General features: G+C 63.6%; 16 protein-coding genes. 10 read left to right on the top strand and 6 right to left on the bottom strand.

The genetic code is table 11. The annotated features are described in order from the left end of the window. Positions 1-252 precede the first annotated feature (252 nt). Positions 253-4,218: a hypothetical protein gene (locus JGU72_RS15870; protein ID WP_199684924.1), complete on the bottom strand. Its 3,966-nt coding sequence runs from the start codon at positions 4,216-4,218 to the stop codon at positions 253-255. 49 nt (positions 4,219-4,267) lie between these two features. On the opposite strand from JGU72_RS15870, the gene JGU72_RS15865 reads away from it, so the two are divergent. The 8 genes from JGU72_RS15865 to tgt all read left to right on the top strand — a co-directional run bounded on the left by JGU72_RS15865 (position 4,268) and on the right by tgt (position 12,966). Then, positions 4,268-5,356 (top strand): LPXTG cell wall anchor domain-containing protein, encoded by a 1,089-nt coding sequence (locus tag JGU72_RS15865; protein ID WP_199684923.1) that lies wholly within the window; start codon positions 4,268-4,270, stop codon positions 5,354-5,356. Positions 5,357-5,383: 27 nt separating this feature from the next. After that, complete coding sequence (locus JGU72_RS15860) at positions 5,384-5,926, top strand: hypothetical protein (protein ID WP_199684922.1); 543 nt, start codon at positions 5,384-5,386, stop codon at positions 5,924-5,926. Next, positions 5,923-7,101 (top strand): HTTM domain-containing protein, encoded by a 1,179-nt coding sequence (locus JGU72_RS15855; protein ID WP_374101119.1) that lies wholly within the window; start codon positions 5,923-5,925, stop codon positions 7,099-7,101. Before JGU72_RS15860 ends, JGU72_RS15855 begins: the two co-directional genes overlap by 4 nt. Positions 7,102-7,107: 6 nt before the next feature. Further along, the gene (locus tag JGU72_RS15850; RefSeq protein ID WP_199684920.1) at positions 7,108-7,860 is read left to right on the top strand and encodes a class E sortase; all 753 of its coding nucleotides are present in this window, start codon (positions 7,108-7,110) and stop codon (positions 7,858-7,860) included. Next, on the top strand, positions 7,860-8,018 hold the full coding sequence (locus JGU72_RS15845) for a hypothetical protein (RefSeq protein ID WP_199684919.1): 159 nt from the start codon (positions 7,860-7,862) through the stop codon (positions 8,016-8,018). Before JGU72_RS15850 ends, JGU72_RS15845 begins: the two co-directional genes overlap by 1 nt. A gap of 72 nt (positions 8,019-8,090) precedes the next feature. Next, positions 8,091-9,824 (top strand): ABC transporter ATP-binding protein, encoded by a 1,734-nt coding sequence (locus JGU72_RS15840; protein WP_199684918.1) that lies wholly within the window; start codon positions 8,091-8,093, stop codon positions 9,822-9,824. Next, positions 9,821-11,740 (top strand): ABC transporter ATP-binding protein, encoded by a 1,920-nt coding sequence (locus tag JGU72_RS15835; protein WP_233532490.1) that lies wholly within the window; start codon positions 9,821-9,823, stop codon positions 11,738-11,740. Before JGU72_RS15840 ends, JGU72_RS15835 begins: the two co-directional genes overlap by 4 nt. Continuing rightward, positions 11,737-12,966: a tRNA guanosine(34) transglycosylase Tgt gene (gene tgt, locus JGU72_RS15830; RefSeq protein WP_307828467.1), complete on the top strand. Its 1,230-nt coding sequence runs from the start codon at positions 11,737-11,739 to the stop codon at positions 12,964-12,966. The genes JGU72_RS15835 and tgt overlap by 4 nt, the downstream gene beginning before the upstream one ends. Here tgt and JGU72_RS15825 read toward each other — a convergent pair. Next, positions 12,954-13,688 (bottom strand): queuosine precursor transporter, encoded by a 735-nt coding sequence (locus JGU72_RS15825; RefSeq protein ID WP_199684917.1) that lies wholly within the window; start codon positions 13,686-13,688, stop codon positions 12,954-12,956. The two genes, tgt and JGU72_RS15825, sit on opposite strands and share 13 nt — an antisense overlap. A 64-nt stretch (positions 13,689-13,752) precedes the next feature. Between JGU72_RS15825 and JGU72_RS15820 the strand changes: the two genes are divergently transcribed. Beyond that, a complete protein-coding gene (locus tag JGU72_RS15820) occupies positions 13,753-14,007 on the top strand; it encodes a hypothetical protein (protein ID WP_199684916.1) in 255 nt (84 codons plus the stop codon). On the opposite strand, the gene gluQRS is transcribed toward JGU72_RS15820, so the two are convergent. Genes gluQRS through JGU72_RS15800 form a run of 4 tightly spaced genes read right to left on the bottom strand, consistent with a single transcriptional unit; the run spans position 13,966 to position 16,570 of the window. Further along, entirely contained in the window at positions 13,966-14,877 is a 912-nt protein-coding gene (gene gluQRS, locus JGU72_RS15815; protein ID WP_199684915.1) for a tRNA glutamyl-Q(34) synthetase GluQRS, read from the bottom strand. The two genes, JGU72_RS15820 and gluQRS, sit on opposite strands and share 42 nt — an antisense overlap. Before the next feature lie 3 nt (positions 14,878-14,880). After that, positions 14,881-15,477 carry an LURP-one-related/scramblase family protein gene (locus JGU72_RS15810; protein WP_199684914.1) on the bottom strand — a complete coding sequence of 199 codons (597 nt, stop codon included), beginning with the start codon at positions 15,475-15,477 and terminating at the stop codon, positions 14,881-14,883. A gap of 23 nt (positions 15,478-15,500) precedes the next feature. After that, positions 15,501-16,067, bottom strand: a complete 567-nt coding sequence (locus tag JGU72_RS15805) for a TIGR03086 family metal-binding protein (protein ID WP_199684913.1) — start codon at positions 16,065-16,067, stop codon at positions 15,501-15,503. Beyond that, positions 16,064-16,570, bottom strand: coding sequence for a DUF309 domain-containing protein (locus tag JGU72_RS15800; RefSeq protein ID WP_199684912.1), 507 nt, complete (start codon positions 16,568-16,570; stop codon positions 16,064-16,066). Before JGU72_RS15800 ends, JGU72_RS15805 begins: the two co-directional genes overlap by 4 nt. 36 nt (positions 16,571-16,606) lie before the next feature. Between JGU72_RS15800 and JGU72_RS15795 the strand changes: the two genes are divergently transcribed. Next, on the top strand, positions 16,607-17,410 hold the full coding sequence (locus JGU72_RS15795) for a maleylpyruvate isomerase family mycothiol-dependent enzyme (protein ID WP_199684911.1): 804 nt from the start codon (positions 16,607-16,609) through the stop codon (positions 17,408-17,410). The last annotated feature ends 38 nt before the right edge of the window (positions 17,411-17,448 follow it).

Below are 17,448 nucleotides of genomic sequence, written 5' to 3'. Positions count from 1 at the left end.
CGCGACGCGCCCTGTGGAGACGGTGTCGAAGTCGGATTAACGCGGCGTAAACCCGCAGGAAGGATAGTCTTTCGCGATGGGACCGGACGCGGTAGCGAAAGTTCGTTCGCGCGTGTGTAACTAAGTCGAGTGTGGTGACGATTACCTCTCGCATAAGAAGTGCTGCGCGACACGCAAGTAACGATTCTATATAGACGCCCATTGTTCGAATCCCGACTGCTAGCGTCATCGCCGGGTCGGGGCTGAAAGGATTTAGGCCTCGATGTCTATCTTTCGCCCGGTGCGGGAAAGATCGCGGTACGCATTGGGCGTATCGCTTGTTGCTGCTGGGCTATTGGTGTGCGGTGCCGCGGTGCGGGTCCCCTCTACGGAGGCTCCCGAGATCGCGTTGACAGTCGCGACTACTGGCATGCCTGCGAACGGAACCATGGGTTTCGCGACGACAGGCTTCGCGGCGATCTCCGACCCCAAGCCGCAGTTCACCACGCTCGGCTCGACCGTGGGAACGGCGACGACCTCGACCGTCGGATTACCGACGACAGGCATCATTCCGACCGGTATCGGCACAACGGGTCTGACGACTACAACAGGTGTCATCACGACCGGCGGCACGATCGATGGCAGCGCGACGACAGGCCTTCCGACAACCGGTCTGACGACCGGCGACGGCGGAACAGACGGCAGTGCCGTGACCGGCATCAGCACGACAGGTCTGACCACAGGTTTCCCCACCGACGGTGGCGGCACGACGACAGGATTTCCGACCGGCACGACTACCACCGGTGTGACCGGTGGTACGACCGGCATTCCAGGTGGCGGCGAGATCACCACCGGGACCGCGACCACCGGTGACATCGGCACCACCACCGGCATCGGGACGACGACCGGCATAGATGCAGGCTCCGGCGGTGGCACCACGACAGGCATAACAACTGGAATAACGACCGGCATCACCACGACCGGCGGTGGGACGACGGGATTCGGCACGACCGGCACGACGACGACCGGAATCGGGTCGGGCGCCTGGGCCGGCATCGAGGCAGGGACTGGTTCGGCGTCGAGCGCCGTAGGCGGCATCGGGACCGGAATCGGCACCACGACAGGCACAGTCGGGGGCATCGGATCAGGCACAACTACATCGGGAACCATCGGAACCGGGGTCCTGACAACGACGGGCCTGACAACGACGGGCGCGACCGTCGGCGGCACCGCAGCGACTAGCGCGACCGCAACCACATCTACGACCGGCACTGCGTCCACATCGGGCTTCCCTGTCTTCGGCTTCACGACCGGCAGCACCTCGACCTCCGGCATCGTCTCGGGCGGAACCTTCACGTCGGGCACGGTCGCTACTGGCGGGACCACGAGCGGGACGGCTACCGGAACGTCAGCGACGACAGTGACGACCGGCGGCATCGTGACTGGAAGTTCGTTCACCTCGGGCCTGGTCGGCTTGACGACCACGAGTGGCAGTGTCACCGGTCTCGTGACCGGATTCCCCACGACAGGACTGGTCACCGGGCTACCGACGGCCGGCACCGCTACGGGTTCGACTTCGGCAACGGGGTTGGCGACGGGCTTCCCAACTGCTGGTACCGCGACTGGAACTGCCACGGGTACGACCTCCGCGACTGGTTTGGTGACGGGCTTCCCGACGACTGGTTTGGTGACCGGGTTCTCGACGGGTGGTTCGGCGACGGGTGCGACGTCGGCAACTGGTTTGGTGACGGGCTTCCCGAGCACTGGATTGGTGACCGGGTTCTCGACGGGTGGTACGGCGACGGGTACGACGTCGGCGACTGGTTTGGTGACCGGGTTCCCGACGGCGGGTACGGCGACTGGTTCGGCTACGGGTGCGACGTCGGCGACTGGTTTGGTGACGGGCTTCCCGACCACTGGTTTGGTGACCGGCTTCCCGACGGCGGGTACGGCGACTGGTTCGGCGACGGGTGCGACGTCGGCGACGGGTTTGGTGACGGGCTTCCCGACTGCAGGTTCGGCGACGGGTGCGACGTCGGCAACGGGTCTGGTGACGGGCTTCCCGACCACTGGTTTGGTGACTGGGTTCCCGACGGCGGGTACGGCGACGGGTACGACGTCGGCAACGGGATTGGTGACCGGTTTCCCGACGACTGGTTTGGTGACCGGGTTCCCGACGGCGGGTACGGCGACGGGTACGACGTCGGCGACTGGTTTGGTGACTGGGTTCCCGACGGCGGGTACGGCGACTGGTTCGGCGACGGGTACGACGTCGGCAACGGGTCTGGTGACGGGCTTCCCGACCACTGGTTTGGTGACTGGGTTCCCGACGGCGGGTACGGCGACTGGTTCGGCGACGGGTACGACGTCGGCAACGGGATTGGTGACGGGCTTCCCGACCACTGGTTTGGTGACTGGGTTCCCGACGGCGGGTACGGCGACTGGTTCGGCGACGGGTACGACGTCGGCAACGGGTCTGGTGACCGGCTTCCCGACGGCTGGCACGGCGACGGGTACGACGTCGGCAACGGGTCTGGTGACCGGCTTCCCGACCACTGGTTTGGTGACCGGGTTCCCGACTGCGGGTACGGCGACGGGTACGACGTCGGCAACGGGTCTGGTGACGGGCTTCCCGACCACAGGTTTGGTGACCGGGTTCCCGACGGCAGGTACCGCTACGGGTACGACCTCTGCAACAGGCCTGGTAACCGGTTTCCCCACAACGGGTTTGGTGACTGGGTTCCCGACGGCGGGTAGTGCGACTGGTGCGACGTCGGTGACCGGTTTGGTCACAGGCTTACCGACAGCCGGCTCCGCGACTGGTGCGACGTCGGTGACCGGTTTGGTCACAGGCTTCCCAACAGCCGGCTCCGCGACTGGTGCGACCTCGGTAACCGGGTTGGTGACTGGTTTCCCGACGACTGGTTTGGTGACTGGTTTCCCGAGCACGGGTGGGCCGACGGTCGGTGGCGCCACGACGAGCGGCAGCGTCACCGGTTTGGTGACTGGTTTCCCGACGACTGGTCTGGTGACTGGTTTCCCGACTACTGGTTTGGTGACTGGTTTCCCGACGACGGGTGGGCCGACGGTCGGTGGCGCCACGACGAGCGGCAGCGTCACCGGTTTGGTGACTGGCTTCCCGACGACTGGTCTCGTCACGGGCTTCCCGACGACTGGCTTGGTGACCGGTCTCCCGACGACGGGTATCCCGACTGGGACCGCGACGGGCACGATCACCGGGTTCCCGGCGACCGGTATTCCGACGACGGGCACTGTCACAGGAACGGTGACGGGCTTGCCCACAACCGGCATTCCGGCGACGGGTATTCCGACGACTGCAACGGCGACCGGCACGATCACCGGGTTCCCGACGACTGGCTTGGTGACGGGCTTCCCGACGACTGGTTTGGTGACGGGCTTCCCGACCACCGGTTTGGTGACCGGGTTCCCGACGACGGGTATCCCGACTGGGACCGCGACGGGCACGATCACCGGGTTCCCGACGACGGGTATCCCGACTGGGACCGCGACCGGCACGATCACCGGCTTCCCGACCACGGGCTTGGTTACGGGCTTCCCGACCACTGGCTTGGTGACGGGCTTCCCGACGACTGGCTTGGTGACTGGTTTCCCGACGACCGGAATTCCGTCCGGAACGGCGACCGGCACGATCACCGGGTTCCCGGCGACCGGTATTCCGACGACGGGCACTGTCACAGGAACGGTGACGGGCTTGCCCACAACCGGCATTCCGGCGACGGGTATTCCGACGACTGGAACGGCGACCGGCACGATCACCGGGTTCCCGACGACTGGCTTGGTGACGGGCTTCCCGACGACTGGTTTGGTGACCGGGTTCCCGACCACCGGTTTGGTGACCGGGTTCCCGACGACGGGTATCCCGACTGGGACCGCGACGGGCACGATCACCGGGTTCCCGACGACGGGTATCCCGACCGGAACGGCGACCGGCACGATCACCGGCTTCCCGACCACGGGCTTGGTCACGGGCTTCCCGACCACTGGCTTGGTGACGGGCTTCCCGACGACGGGTATCCCGACCGGGACCGCGACCGGCACGATCACCGGCTTCCCGACCACCGGCTTGGTGACCGGCTTCCCGACCACTGGCTTGGTAACCGGGTTCCCGACGACTGGATTGGTGACGGGCTTCCCGACGACTGGTTTGGTGACCGGGTTCCCGACGACGGGTGGTCCGACGGTTGGCGGAGCGACCACTAGTGGCAGTGTCACCGGCTTGGTTACGGGCTTCCCGACCACTGGTCTGGTGACTGGTTTCCCGACCACCGGTTTGGTGACGGGCTTCCCGACGACTGGCTTGGTGACCGGGTTCCCGACCACGGGTGGTCCGACGGTTGGCGGAGCGACCACTAGTGGCAGTGTCACCGGTCTGGTTACGGGCTTCCCGACCACTGGTTTGGTGACTGGGTTCCCGACAGGGACTATCACCGCCACTGGCATCCCCACAACAGGTCTGCCGAGTACCGGACAGATCCCGACAACGGGTCTTCCAACGACAGGGTTCCCGGCGACCGGGATTCCGACGACGGGTCTGCCGACCACGGGGTTCCCGGCGACTGGTGTTCCGACGACGGGTTTGCCGACCACGGGGTTCCCGGCGACTGGTGTTCCGACGACGGGTTTGCCGACGACAGGGTTCCCGGCGACCGGCGTTCCGACGACGGGTCTGCCGACCACGGGGTTCCCGGCGACCGGCGTTCCGACGACGGGTCTGCCGACCACGGGGTTCCCGGCGACCGGCGTTCCGACGACGGGTCTGCCGACCACAGGATTCCCGGCGACCGGCATACCGACAACTGGTCTGCCAACGACCGGTCCGACGGGTCAGATCCCGACAACCGGATTCCCGGCGACGGGCATGGCCACCGGCGTTCCCACGACCGGCGTTCCGACGACGGGATTCCCGGCGACAGGTGTCCCGACTACCGGCTTCCCCGCGACGGGGGTTCCGACAACCGGATTCCCGGCCACGGGCTTGGCAACGGGTGTCCCGACGACCGGCGTTCCGTCGACAGGCGTTCCGACGACGGGTGTGGTGCTGACAACCGGCCCAACCACCGGCGTTCCGTCGACTGGGGTTCCGACGACCGGTGGTCCGTCGACCGGCGTTCCGACAACGGGTACCGGCGTGACGACGCTCGCGGCGACCAGTGGCTTGGTTGGCGGACCGGGTTCGACGACCACTCCGGTCGTCAACACCGAGAACGTTCCGCAGAGCTCCGATCATCTTCCGACCACGGGTACGCCTGTGTCGGTGTTGCTCGCGCTCGCTGGAATTGCACTCTTGGTCGGCGGCTTGTTCTTGGTCCTCGGCCGGCGGCGCTCGCAGCGCTAGTCATTGATTCTGGAAAGGTTTCGTATCTTGCTGACTCGTTTTTCGACGGTCCAGGAGCGGTTCGAGCGAACAGGTTTCGGGAAGTTCGTCATCAGCTTCGTTGCTGTCGCGATCATCTTGATCGGGTTGACATGGTCGATCCCGAATTCGCCGATCAAGCAGTGGGCGATCCCGTTCGTCCGCCCGGTGGCGATTGCCGGCGGACTGGACCAGAGTTGGTCGGTGTTCGCGCCTGATCCGCCGCGGTCGCTGAATACTTTCGAGGTTCACGTTCTGATGGCCGATCAGACGATGCGGCCGTGGAATGTCCCGCGCGGCAACCCGATTTGGGGGCACTACGACTGGTACCGCTTCCAGAAATTGAAGGAATGGATTCTGACGCCGAACTCGGGGATCAATATGGGCGACTTCATTCACTGGGTAGTGCGTGAAGTGACCTATCCGGGTGAGAGCCCGGTGTTGGTGGAGTTGGTGTCGAAGGTGGAGTCGTTACCGCCGCCGGGAACGGACGTTGCGCCGACCGAGGAATTCCATGTCCTTTACCAGGAGATTTTGGCGGGCCGACCGTGAGCTTTCGTAGTCGCACTGAGAGTGTTCTGACCCCTGTCGCCGATGGGTGGCAGCGGTTCTGGTTCGACCCGGTTCCCATGACGACACTGGGTCTCGTCCGAATCGCGTACGGCGTGCTCGCGATCGGCTGGACCTTCTCGCTGTTACCGCACCTGTACGACCTTTTCGGTCGCGATGGGCTGCAACCCCAGCGGTCGCCGGTGGAGTTCTCGTGGACGTTGCTGAGTTTCTCCAATAGCGACAGCGCAATTCTGGGCATGTGGTTCGTGCTGCTCGCGGCGTCGATTGCGTTGGCGGTGGGTTGGCACAGCCGTATTGCAGCGCTCATCGTGTTCGTGTGTGTGCTGTCCTTCCAGCGTCAGAACATTTACGTATTCAACTCGGGCGATGTCCTGATCCGTTTGGAAGCGCTCTTCCTCTTCCTCGGACCCTGCGGCGCTGCCCTTTCGCTCGACAGACGACGCACTGCCGGCTCGTTCTGGTCTGCGCAGCTCAGGGCCCCGTACGCGCTTCGCTTGATGCAGATCCAGCTGTCGCTGGTCTACGTGGTGACGGTGCACGACAAGCTGACCGGACTCACCTGGAACGAAGGCTCGGCGGTCTCGTACGCGCTGCGGCAAGCAGATCTGGCGAATATCGCGGCTCCTGAGTGGCTGACGATGAACGCGATGCTGATGAACTTCGCAACCTGGGGCGCGCTCGCGATCGAGCTGGCGTTGGGCATCCTGATCTGGAACAGGCGTCTGCGGCCATGGGTCATCCTTGCGGGAGTTGTACTCCACCTGTCCATCCTTGTGGGCCTCGCGGTTGCCTTCTTCAGCTTTGCGATATTCGTGCTGTACATCGCGTTCATCCCGCCGGAAACAGCCGAGAGCTGGTTCCATGACAAGGAAGCTCGGGAACGTACCTTTGCGCGGCTGCGGCCGTGGCGGCGTAAGTCGGCGGGCGTCGAAATCGCGAAGAAGCCTGCAAAGAAGAAGAAGGCCGTCGCCGAGCCGGAATATGACGACGACGAACTGGTGCCGACGCGGTCGTCGCACAGACTCGACAATCCGGAGCTCGAAGAAGAGTCGCCCGAGGAAGTCCAGTACCCGGATCGTCGCTCGCGCCGCCTCGCGCGGCAGGGCAAGATTCCTGCGTCCGATTTCGTCGGAAGCGCAGCCGATCAGGACTGATCCGCAATGACTGCGCACTCGTGGGGCGACAGGGTTCGTACGGTCGCCAGAGGTATCGGTGAGCTGTTCGTCACGGTCAGCGTCGTACTCCTGCTGTTCGTCGTGTACGAGCTGTGGGTGACGGACTTGATCAACCAGTACAAGCAACGCGAGCTGACGAATGCCCTTACGGCGCAATGGGAACGCGGCGACGATCCCATTGCACCGCATTCGGGAGACCAGTTTCCGAAGGTCGATATCGGGGCGGGTATCGCGTTGATCCGGATGCCGAGGCTCGGCGACGACTATGTGCGGGTGATCGTCGAAGGCACCACCAGGGAGGCGCTCGACGACGGGCCCGGGCACTACGTCAGCAGCGCTTTGCCCGGCGAGGTCGGCAACTTCGCAGTGGCGGGCCATCGAGGCGGTAAGGGCTCACCGTTCGACGACGTCGACCGCCTGAAGGCCGGCGACGCGATCATCATCGAGACGCGGGACAGTTACTTCGTCTATCGAGTGCTGGGCGACGTCGACAGCGGCGATCCGACGGTGCCGGGTGTCGATGGCCTGGTCGGCCGGCAGATCGTCGATGCGTCGCAGACAACGGTCGTCAATCCTGTTCCAGGTGAGCCGGGCGTTGCGCCGCACCGGCGTTTGCTCACGCTGACGACCTGTCAGGAACGCTATTTGTCGTTGGAGCGCATGATCATTCACGCCGAATTGGACGGCCAGGCATGGCCGAAGTCGGACGGCTTGCCACCTGCTATGAGGGACGCCTGATGTACGCATGGTTGTGGCGGGTGATCCCCGGTGGGCCGGCTGTGAAGTCGGCGACCTTCCTCGTGTTGTTCCTCGGTATCGCCGCGTTGTTGTTCCTGTTCGTGTTCCCGTATGTCGACGGGTTGATGCCGTTCGACAACGTGACGGTCGATCGATAAGTTTCGGACGAATCAGGCACGGCGGATATGGTGGCGACACCTGTCGGTGGTTACCGGTAGCCTGCGAGCAGTATGTTGATCAGTCTGCTGCGAACCTATTCTTACCCTTACCGGAATCAACTGGTAGGGGTCGTTGTCCTCCAACTGATTTCGGTTATCGCGGCGTTGTATCTGCCGAGTCTGAATGCCGACATCATCGACTACGGGGTGACGGTCGGCGATATCGGCTACATCTGGACCACGGGTCTGAAGATGCTGGCCGTCACGTGCGTTCAGATCGTGTGCGCCATCGGCTCCGTGTACTACGGCGCTCAAGCTGCGATGGCCGCGGGCCGCGACATGCGCAGTGCGATCCTGCACAAGGTCGGGTCGTTTTCCGGGCGTGAGGTCGGGCACTTCGGTGCACCCTCGTTGATCACGCGAACGACGAACGACGTTCAGCAGGTGCAGTTACTCGTAGTCATGAGCGCGACGATCATGGTGATGGCCCCGATCATGTGCGTCGGCGGAATCGTAATGGCCCTGCGGGAGGATTTCGGGCTGTCGTGGATTCTGCTTGTTGCCGTGCCGGCGCTCGGGTTGTCGATGGGGTTCATCATCGTGCGGATGGTTCCGGGATTTCGTGCGATGCAGACGAAGATCGATGGCGTCAATCGTGTTCTGCGTGAACAGATCACCGGTATTCGCGTCGTGCGTGCATTCGTCCGCGAGCGGAACGAAGCGTGGCGCTTCGGGGTTGCGAACACAGAACTCACGGATCAGGCGATCAGCGTCGGCAAGCTTCTTGCACTGATGTTCCCGGCAGTGTTACTGATCAGCAACGTGACCAGCGTCGCGGTGATCTGGTTCGGCGGTCATGCTGTCGATTCCGGTTCGATGCAAATCGGGTCGCTGACGGCGATGCTGTCCTACATCATGCAGATCCTGATGTCGGTCATGATGGCGTCCTTCATGGCGATGATGGTGCCGCGCGCGTCGGTGTGTGCAGAGCGAATCACCGAAGTTCTCGAGACAGCAACGACGGTGGTTGCTCCCCGCAATCCTGAGCCGTTCGGAGCGCACCCGGGTTTCGTCGAATTCGCCCTCGCCGAGTACGCCTATCCGGGTGCCGACGAGCCGGTGTTGAAGGACATCACCTTCCGTGCGCAACCAGGCGAAACGACCGCGATCATCGGTGCGACCGGCTCCGGCAAGTCGACACTGCTCAATTTGATCCCGCGGCTGATCGACGTGACCGAGGGTGCCGTCTACGTCGGTGACACCGATGTTCGCAATCTGGACCCAGAACTTCTTCGCTCGCAGATCGGTCTGGTGCCGCAGCGGGCGTATCTGTTCTCGGGCACCATCGCGAGCAACCTGCGCTACGGAAATCCGGACGCGACCGACGACGAGTTGTGGCGCTGCCTCGAGATTGCGCAGGCCGCAGACTTCGTACGCAGCATGCCGGAGGGGCTCGATACGCCGGTGGCGCAAGGCGGTACCACGGTCTCGGGCGGGCAGCGTCAACGACTTCAAATCGCTCGGGTCCTGGTAAAGCGACCGGCCATCTACCTTTTCGACGACTCGTTCTCGGCACTGGACCTCGCTACGGATGCCCGGTTGCGCGAAGCCCTGCGGTCCGTGACCGAGCAGTCGACGGTGATCATCGTCGCGCAGAGGGTGTCGACAATCAGGGACGCCGATCGAATCATCGTCATCGAGGACGGAGCCATCGTCGGTAACGGACGGCACGAGAAACTGCTCGTCGATTGTCCGTGCTACGCGGAAATCGTCGACTCCCAACTTGCGGTCGAGGGGATCGCATGACTCGCCCCGGAATGCCGACGCCGGGAGCGCCCGGGACGAAGCCCAAGGCTTTCGGACCGTCCTTGAAGCGTCTGATCGGCCGCCTCGCGCCGGAACGTGTGCTGATCTCGATCATCATTTCCCTGGCCATTGCGAGCGTAGTGCTCTCCGTCCTCGGTCCAAGCATTCTCGGCAAGGCCACCAACCTGATCTTCGACGGTGTGGTCGGCAAGAACCTCGATCCGGCGAATGGCGCGACCAAGGAAGAGGCCATCGCCCATCTGCGCGCAGTGGGTAACGACCGAGTCGCCGACATGCTTTCCGGAATGGCGGTCGTGCCCGGTAAGGGTGTCGATTTCACCGCCGTTTCGCATGTGCTCATGGTGGTGCTGCTCGTCTTCATCGGTTCGGCTGTGTTCCTGTGGGGTGGGTCTTATCTGCTCAACTTCGTCATTCAGCGGACCGTCAAGCGGCTCCGCAACGATGTGGAAGACAAGATTCACCGGTTGCCGCTGAGCTATTTCGATGCGAACGCGCGCGGCGACCTACTCAGCCGCGTCACCAACGACGTCGACAACATCGCGCAAAGCCTGCAGCAGACGATGAGCCAGCTGTTGTCGTCGACGCTTTCCGTCGTCGGCATTCTGATCATGATGCTGTGGATCTCCCCGCTGCTAGCGCTCATCGCGCTGGTCACGGTGCCCGCCGCGATCTATGTCACGGCAACGATCGCGAAGCGGTCCAAACCGCACTTCGTCGATCAGTGGAAATACACGGGCATGGTCAACGCTCAGGTGGAAGAGGCGTACACCGGTCACGAGCTGGTCAAAGCTTTCGGGCGCAACGCTGAAGTCGAAGCGGAGTTCGACAAGCGCAACGAAGACCTCTATCAGTCGAGCTTCAAGGCGCAGTTCATCTCCGGGATGATCATGCCGATGATGATGTTCCTGGGAAACCTGAACTACGTCCTCATCGCGGTTGTCGGCGGGTTGCGGGTTGCGTCGGGAACGTTGAGCCTCGGCGAGGTCCAGGCCTTCATTCAATACTCGCGTCAGTTCACTCAGCCGCTCACCCAGATTGCGGCGATGATCAACCTGCTGCAGTCCGGAGTCGCATCGGCGGAACGCATCTTCGAAGTCCTCGATGCGCCGGAGCAGTCGCCGGACCCAGCCGAGGAACAACGCCCGCCCGCCGATCGCGGACATGTTGAGTTCCAGAACGTCTCGTTCCGGTACGCGAAAGACGAACCGCTCATCGACCACCTGTCGTTCGTCGCCGAACCCGGCCAGGTCGTCGCAATCGTCGGACCGACGGGTGCCGGAAAAACCACACTCGTGAACCTGATCATGCGGTTCTACGAAGTGGATTCGGGCCACATCACGATCGACGGCGTCGACACGTCCGCGATGAGCCGGGACCACCTGCGTGCCCGTATCGGCATGGTCCTGCAGGACACCTGGTTATTCGGCGGCACTATCAAGGAAAACATCGCGTACGGCAATCCGATGGCCACCGACGAAGAGATCCACGAAGCCGCGAGGGCGGCGTATGTCGACCGCTTCGTGCACTCGCTGTCCGACGGCTACGACACGAAGATCGACGAAGAGGGCGGCGGCGTGAGCGCCGGCGAGAAGCAGCTGATCACGATCGCGCGAGCGTTCCTTGCCAAACCGTCGATCCTGATCCTCGACGAGGCAACCAGCTCCGTCGATACGCGTACCGAGTCGCTCGTTCAGCACGCGACCGCGGCACTGCGCAGCGACCGCACGAGTTTCGTTATCGCGCACAGGCTCTCGACGATCCGCGATGCGGACGTCATCCTGGTGATGGAGAACGGGCGCATCGTCGAACAAGGCACGCACGACCGTTTGCTAGCTACACGTGGGGCGTACTACGAGCTCTACAACAGCCAATTCGAAGGCGCATCCCGCCTGTGAGCGAACCCTCCGCGCTTTTCGAGATCGGCTCGGAAATTGCCGGCAAACACGGTCGTACGGGCGTTCTCACGACCCCGCACGGAGAAATTCGTACCCCCGCTTTCGTCCCGGTCGGCACCAAGGCGACGGTCAAGGCCGTGCTGCCGGAAGCAGTGAAAGAGCTTGGTGCGCAAGCGGTTCTGGCCAACGCCTATCACCTGTACCTGCAACCAGGGTCCGACATCATCGATGAGGCGGGCGGCCTCGGCAAGTTCATGAACTGGCCTGGCCCCACCTTCACCGACAGCGGCGGATTTCAGGTGATGTCGCTCGGAGTCGGGTTCAAGAAAGTGCTCGCGATGGAGGCTGTCGGCGTGCAATCCGACGACGTCATCGCCGCAGGCAAGGAAAGGCTCGCGACCGTCGACGACGACGGCGTCACCTTCAAGTCGCATCTCGACGGGTCGCGGCACCGGTTCACCCCCGAAATCTCGATGCAGATCCAGCACCGACTCGGTGCCGACATCATTTTCGCGTTCGACGAACTGACCACGCTGCTGAATACGCGCGGCTACCAGGAACGTTCGGTTGACCGCACGCAGGCGTGGGCCCTGCGCTGTCTGGCCGAGCACGAGCGACTGACTGGAGAGCGCTCGCATCGCCCGTACCAGGCGCTCTTCGGCGTTGTGCAGGGCGCGCAGTACGAGGACCTCAGACGGCAGGCGAGCAAGGGTCTCGCCGAGTCGACCGGTCCGAGCGGTCGAGGCTTCGACGGGTTCGGCATCGGGGGAGCGCTCGAGAAGCACAACCTCGGCACCATCGTCGGCTGGTGTTCCGACGAACTGCCTGCCGACAAGCCGCGCCACATGCTCGGCATCAGCGAACCCGACGACCTGTTCGTCGCAGTCGAAAACGGCGCCGACACCTTCGACTGCGTCAATCCGTCACGTGTCGCCCGAAATGCCGCCATCTACTCACCGACCGGCCGTTTCAACATCGACACCAGTCGGTTCCGTCGTGATTTCACACCGATCGACGACCAGTGCGATTGCTACACCTGCGCCCACTACACCCGGGCATACTTGCACCACCTGTTCAAGGCGAAGGAGATGCTGGCGTCCACGCTCTGCACAATTCACAACGAGCGCTTCACAATTCGCCTCGTCGACCGGATCCGCGAGAGCATCGACGGTGGCTGGTTCGACGACCTCCGCAAGCAGACTATGGCGGAGTTCTACAAGCGCTGAGTATAGGTTGGCTCGTTGCGCTTGATCAGCCCGATCACCACGTAGGTCACGGGCATGACCACGACCTCGATCAACGTCTTCCACACGAAGCCGAAGATTACGTAGTTCACGAAATCACGCCAGGTCGTGATGCCGATGACGCCGGCAGCGATCGAGCAGAAGATCAAGGTGTCCGCCAGCTCGCCGACCACTGTGGACCCGATGAGCCGCGCCCACAGATGCTTCTCCTTGGTTCGCTGCTTGATCAGCACCAGCACGAGTGAGTTCAGCAACTGACCGACGAAGTACGCCAGGACACCCGCCAGCACGAGCCGGGGGACCACTCCGATCACGGTCGTGAGCGCTTCCTGGTTCTCGTAGAACTGCGCGGGCGGCAGCTCGACAGCGATCCAGAAGCACAGGGACGTGAGTAGCAACGAACCGAACCCGAGGTAGATCGCGCGCCGCGTCGCCCGGAAGCCGTAAACCTCGCTGAGAATATCGCCGAGGATGTAAGCCAGCGGGAACAGGAAGAATGCACCGTCGGTCGAGATGGGCAGCAGGTGCACCGGACCGATCGAGAAGTCGAAACCCTGAAGAAACTGCACCCCCTTCGACGCGCACACATTGGAAATGATGAGCGTGGCCGTGAACAGGGCGACGATGGTCGGATAGAAGCCCCGGCTCACGTGCGCAAAGGCTGCGTGTTCGGCGTCGTTGTCGAGCTGTTTCGTGTCGGTCACGGGCTACATCAAAGCAGTACCGTCCGGCCGACGCTCGCCAGCCCGGTGTCTTACTGTCTGCGGTATGCCGAATTCGGACAGCGCCAACCGCCTGGCAATTGCTTCGCTGGTCGCGTCGGCGGTGACGCTGGTGCTGTTCTTCCCGGTGTTCGTTCTCGTGCCGATTACGGCTGTCGTCGCGATCGTTCTCGGCGTGGTCGCGCGGCGGCGAGGTGGCCAGACCCTTGCAGCTGCCGGCATAGCCGTCGGTGCTGTCTTGCTCCTGATCTGGGTCGCGTCAGTCGTGACGTTCCTGGTCAGGTACGGCACCGTCGACTAGAACCCACGGTTCGCGCGGCAGTCGCAGTGGATCGAAAGTCGCGGCCAGGTCCGCTAGCGGAGCAGGTTCGAGCCCGAGCGAAGAAACAAGCATCCGCAAAACAGCAGCAGCACTGCGGCCGAGCACGCGCTGATCTGCGAGCGTCACGGCGCCGTCGCGCTTGGCAAGTCGCTTGCCGTCGCCATTGAGTGCCAGCGCGACATGCGCATACGTCGGCGCCGCATAGCCGAGCAAATGCGCGAGATACGCCTGGCGGGGCGTCGAGGACAGGAGGTCGTCGCCGCGAACAACCTGGTCGACGCCCTGATCGTAGTCATCGACGACGACCGTCAAGTTGTACGCGGGAGTGCCGTCGTTGCGCCGTAGCACGAGGTCGTCGACGATGCCCGTGTAGCTCCCATGCAGGACGTCGGCGATCGTGAAATGCGTGACGTTGGACCGCAACCGAAGCGCCGGTGGCCGTCCGTCGGCGAGCTTGGCTGCACGTTCGGCCTCGGTCAGGTTGCGGCACGTCCCCGGGTATGCACCCTGAGGCGCGTGGGGAGCTGCAGGTGCCTGCTGGATTTCTCTTCTGGTGCAATAGCATTCGTAGAGCAGTCCGGCGCCGGCAAGCCGGCCGACTGCATCCGTGTAGGCTTCCTGGCGCTCCGACTGCCGGACGACGTCGCCATCCCACTCCAACCCCAGCGCGAGCAAGTCCGCGAGTTGACGTTCCGCAGCTCCGGGCCGGACTCGATCCAGATCGTCGATTCGCAGAACGAACCGCCGACCGGTCGACCGCGCAAACAAATACGCGAGCAGCGCGGTTCGTAGATTTCCCAGATGGAGATCGCCCGACGGACTGGGGGCGAATCGGCCTGCAGGGTCCAACCGTCAGCGACTTTGCAGTGCGTCGAGCGCGACAGCCATCGATGCGGCGACCCTGAAGTCGAGTCGTTGGTCGGGCACGCTGATTACGTACCGATCGCGAATTGCCTTCTTGCGTTCGCTGATCAGGACCGGCTGACCGGTCTGGTCGTCGGCGAAATCGAAATGGAAAACGAAAGGCACCCAGACATCCCCTAGGTAGGGAATGAGCGTCCAGACTCGCCGCAGAATCGCGATGACCGGACGTCGTTCCTGGCCTTTGGCCGCCAGATTCGGGGCACCGAGTCGCCATGTCGACCGAAGCAGGCTCGCACCGAATTCCTTCTTGAACCAGCCGAGCGAACGCCCGGATTCGTCGTATACGTCGTGCTCTGCGTGCGCATCGAGCGTCTGCCTGGCTTTGAAGCCGAAAACGAGACGGGACTTGCTTTCGTCGGCGTAGAAGTTGATCTCTTCCCTCAACTTCATGCGCTTCTGCTCGGCGAACGCAAGGAGCGGACCGTCGGTGCCGTCAGGATTGGCGGCGTTGATCTCGTACCGGTTGACCATCAGCGTGACGCGCTGACGAACGAAGAACATCGGAACGTACATCGGTGCGGTCACGCAACCAGTCTGCCACTGCCGAGTCAGGCTTCGCGGCCGAAGAATCGGAGCAGCCGAGTCTGCTTGTCGGCATCGGCCGGCGCTTCGAGTTCGGGACCGCAGACGCCGGGGGAGCGCAGCATGGGGCCCGCCTGTTCGCCGAACTCCGCCATGAGGACAAGGTCTTCGGGGGGAATCGTTTCGTCGATACCCGTGGCGCGTGCGATGTCCCAGCCGTGCACGATGAGGTCGAAGCAGAAGTACGCGCGCACGGAATCCGCGAAAACCGCCTTGCCGAAGCCGCCTTCGTATTCGCGGTTCGCCTTGGCCGGATCGTCGAGGAATCCCTGCAGCGCGTCGCGATTGTGTTGCCATGCGGCACTGGGGTTTTCGTCGACGGACGGACCTGCGGGTATCTCGAGGTCGACGTTCTTCACGAAGCCCGCCTGTGAGTCGACGATATGACGAAGAACGTCGCGTGCGGTCCAGCCTTCACAAGGCGATGAGCTGTCCCAGCGGTCGGCGGGTACTGCGTCGACGCGGGTCGTCAGTGTGGCGGACAGTCTGCGGAATCGGTCTGCTGTGGTTTCGTTCTCTGTCGTTGTTGTCATGCACTCGATCCTGCCGCTGAATCGGAGTCGCTGGCTTGCACTTTTCGGACAAGTTGGGGTTTGAGGTCGGCGTCGCGAAGCTCGGTTTCGAGGTGTGCGATCAGGTCGTTCGCATAGGCGATGAGACCCGGCGAATCGATGTCGTACGGCACCGGCTCGGCGTGGTCGAGCCGCTTCGCTGCCCTCGTAAGCAGCGTGAACGCGCCCTTTGGATTCCCACGCTGAACATGGGTGATTCCAACGGCGAGCTGCGCAAGTCCCTGCCATAGCATGCGCTCGTCGTCGGGGCAGCTCTTCCACGCTGCTTCCAGGACTTCGTGCGCGTTGAAGGCCAGGCCCCGGTCGAGTAGATCCTGCGCATAGCGCAATGTTTCAGCGGGCGGGAGGTCCAGATCGTCGGGAATGCGCTCGACGCCCTCGCTGCCGTACGGCAGTGGCCGGCCGAGTGCGTCGCGCGGACGGGCATTGCGGGCGCGGCCGTCGTCGTCTCGGGGGCGATCCATCCTGTCAGCCTAGGCCGGAGCCCCTATCATTCTCGGATGAGCGACATATCCGAGCTCATCGATGATCTGCGCGCAGAGTGGGCAGTGACCGACGAACTCGTCGCGCATCTGCGCGGCGCACAGTGGAAACTCGCCACGCCGTCGGTGGACTGGCAGATCAGAGACCAGATCGCGCACCTCGCGACAACCGACGCGGCTGTCTTCACCGCTTGCAAGTTCGCCGATACGGGGGCGCCGACGGGACCCGCGGAAATGGCCGGGAAAGCGATCGATCCGACCGTCCTCGGAGACAGTTCTGCGCGGTTGACCGGTCGTTTGCCACGCCCCGCGGTCATGGGCATGTGGCGTGGTGCGCGGAACAAGCTTGCCGACGAATTGATCGCGATGGACCAGCAGCGCAAGATCGCGTGGTTCGGCAATCTCGTGACGCCGGCGACCATGGCGAAAATGCGCCTGATGGAGACGTGGGCGCACACCGTCGACATCTCCGACACGCTCGGACGTGAGCCCGCCGCGTCCGAGCGGCTTCGCCATATTGCAGAGCTCGCCGTCGCGAATCAACGGTATTCGTTCGAGGTCAACGACCTGGCACCGCTCGATGAGCACGTCCGCGTCGAGCTGACGCTGCCCGGTGGCGAGGCCTGGGTCGCAGGTCCGCCCCATATCCACGAACGAATTATCGGTGACGCGCTGGAGTTCTGTCTCGTCGCGGTCAAGCGCCGGCATCCCGACGATACCGAGCTACAGGCGGTCGGACCTGCTGCCGATCGGTGGCTGCAGGTGCTGCAGGCCTTCACCGGCAAGCCCGGTCCGGGCCGTGAACCGCGCCTGCAGCAGTGACAATTCGCCGATAGCTGGAAGGTCGCGCGAAAATCTTC

Origin of the sequence: Antrihabitans auranticaus, from assembly GCF_016481275.1 — a bacterium.
Taxonomy (GTDB): Bacteria; Actinomycetota; Actinomycetes; order Mycobacteriales; family Mycobacteriaceae; genus Antrihabitans.
Note: the sequence above shows the minus strand (reverse complement) of the source record. Positions and strands in the feature narration are given on the sequence as shown.

Coding starts and splice junctions, on each gene's coding strand:
- JGU72_RS15820 (WP_199684916.1), top strand. CDS start 13,753: ATGCCGAATTCGGACAGCGCCAACCGCCTGGCAATTGCTTCGCTGGTC.
- JGU72_RS15800 (WP_199684912.1), bottom strand. CDS start 16,570: ATGGATCGCCCCCGAGACGACGACGGCCGCGCCCGCAATGCCCGTCCG.
- JGU72_RS15805 (WP_199684913.1), bottom strand. CDS start 16,067: ATGACAACAACGACAGAGAACGAAACCACAGCAGACCGATTCCGCAGA.
- JGU72_RS15840 (WP_199684918.1), top strand. CDS start 8,091: ATGTTGATCAGTCTGCTGCGAACCTATTCTTACCCTTACCGGAATCAA.
- JGU72_RS15845 (WP_199684919.1), top strand. CDS start 7,860: ATGTACGCATGGTTGTGGCGGGTGATCCCCGGTGGGCCGGCTGTGAAG.
- JGU72_RS15850 (WP_199684920.1), top strand. CDS start 7,108: ATGACTGCGCACTCGTGGGGCGACAGGGTTCGTACGGTCGCCAGAGGT.
- JGU72_RS15795 (WP_199684911.1), top strand. CDS start 16,607: ATGAGCGACATATCCGAGCTCATCGATGATCTGCGCGCAGAGTGGGCA.
- JGU72_RS15835 (WP_233532490.1), top strand. CDS start 9,821: ATGACTCGCCCCGGAATGCCGACGCCGGGAGCGCCCGGGACGAAGCCC.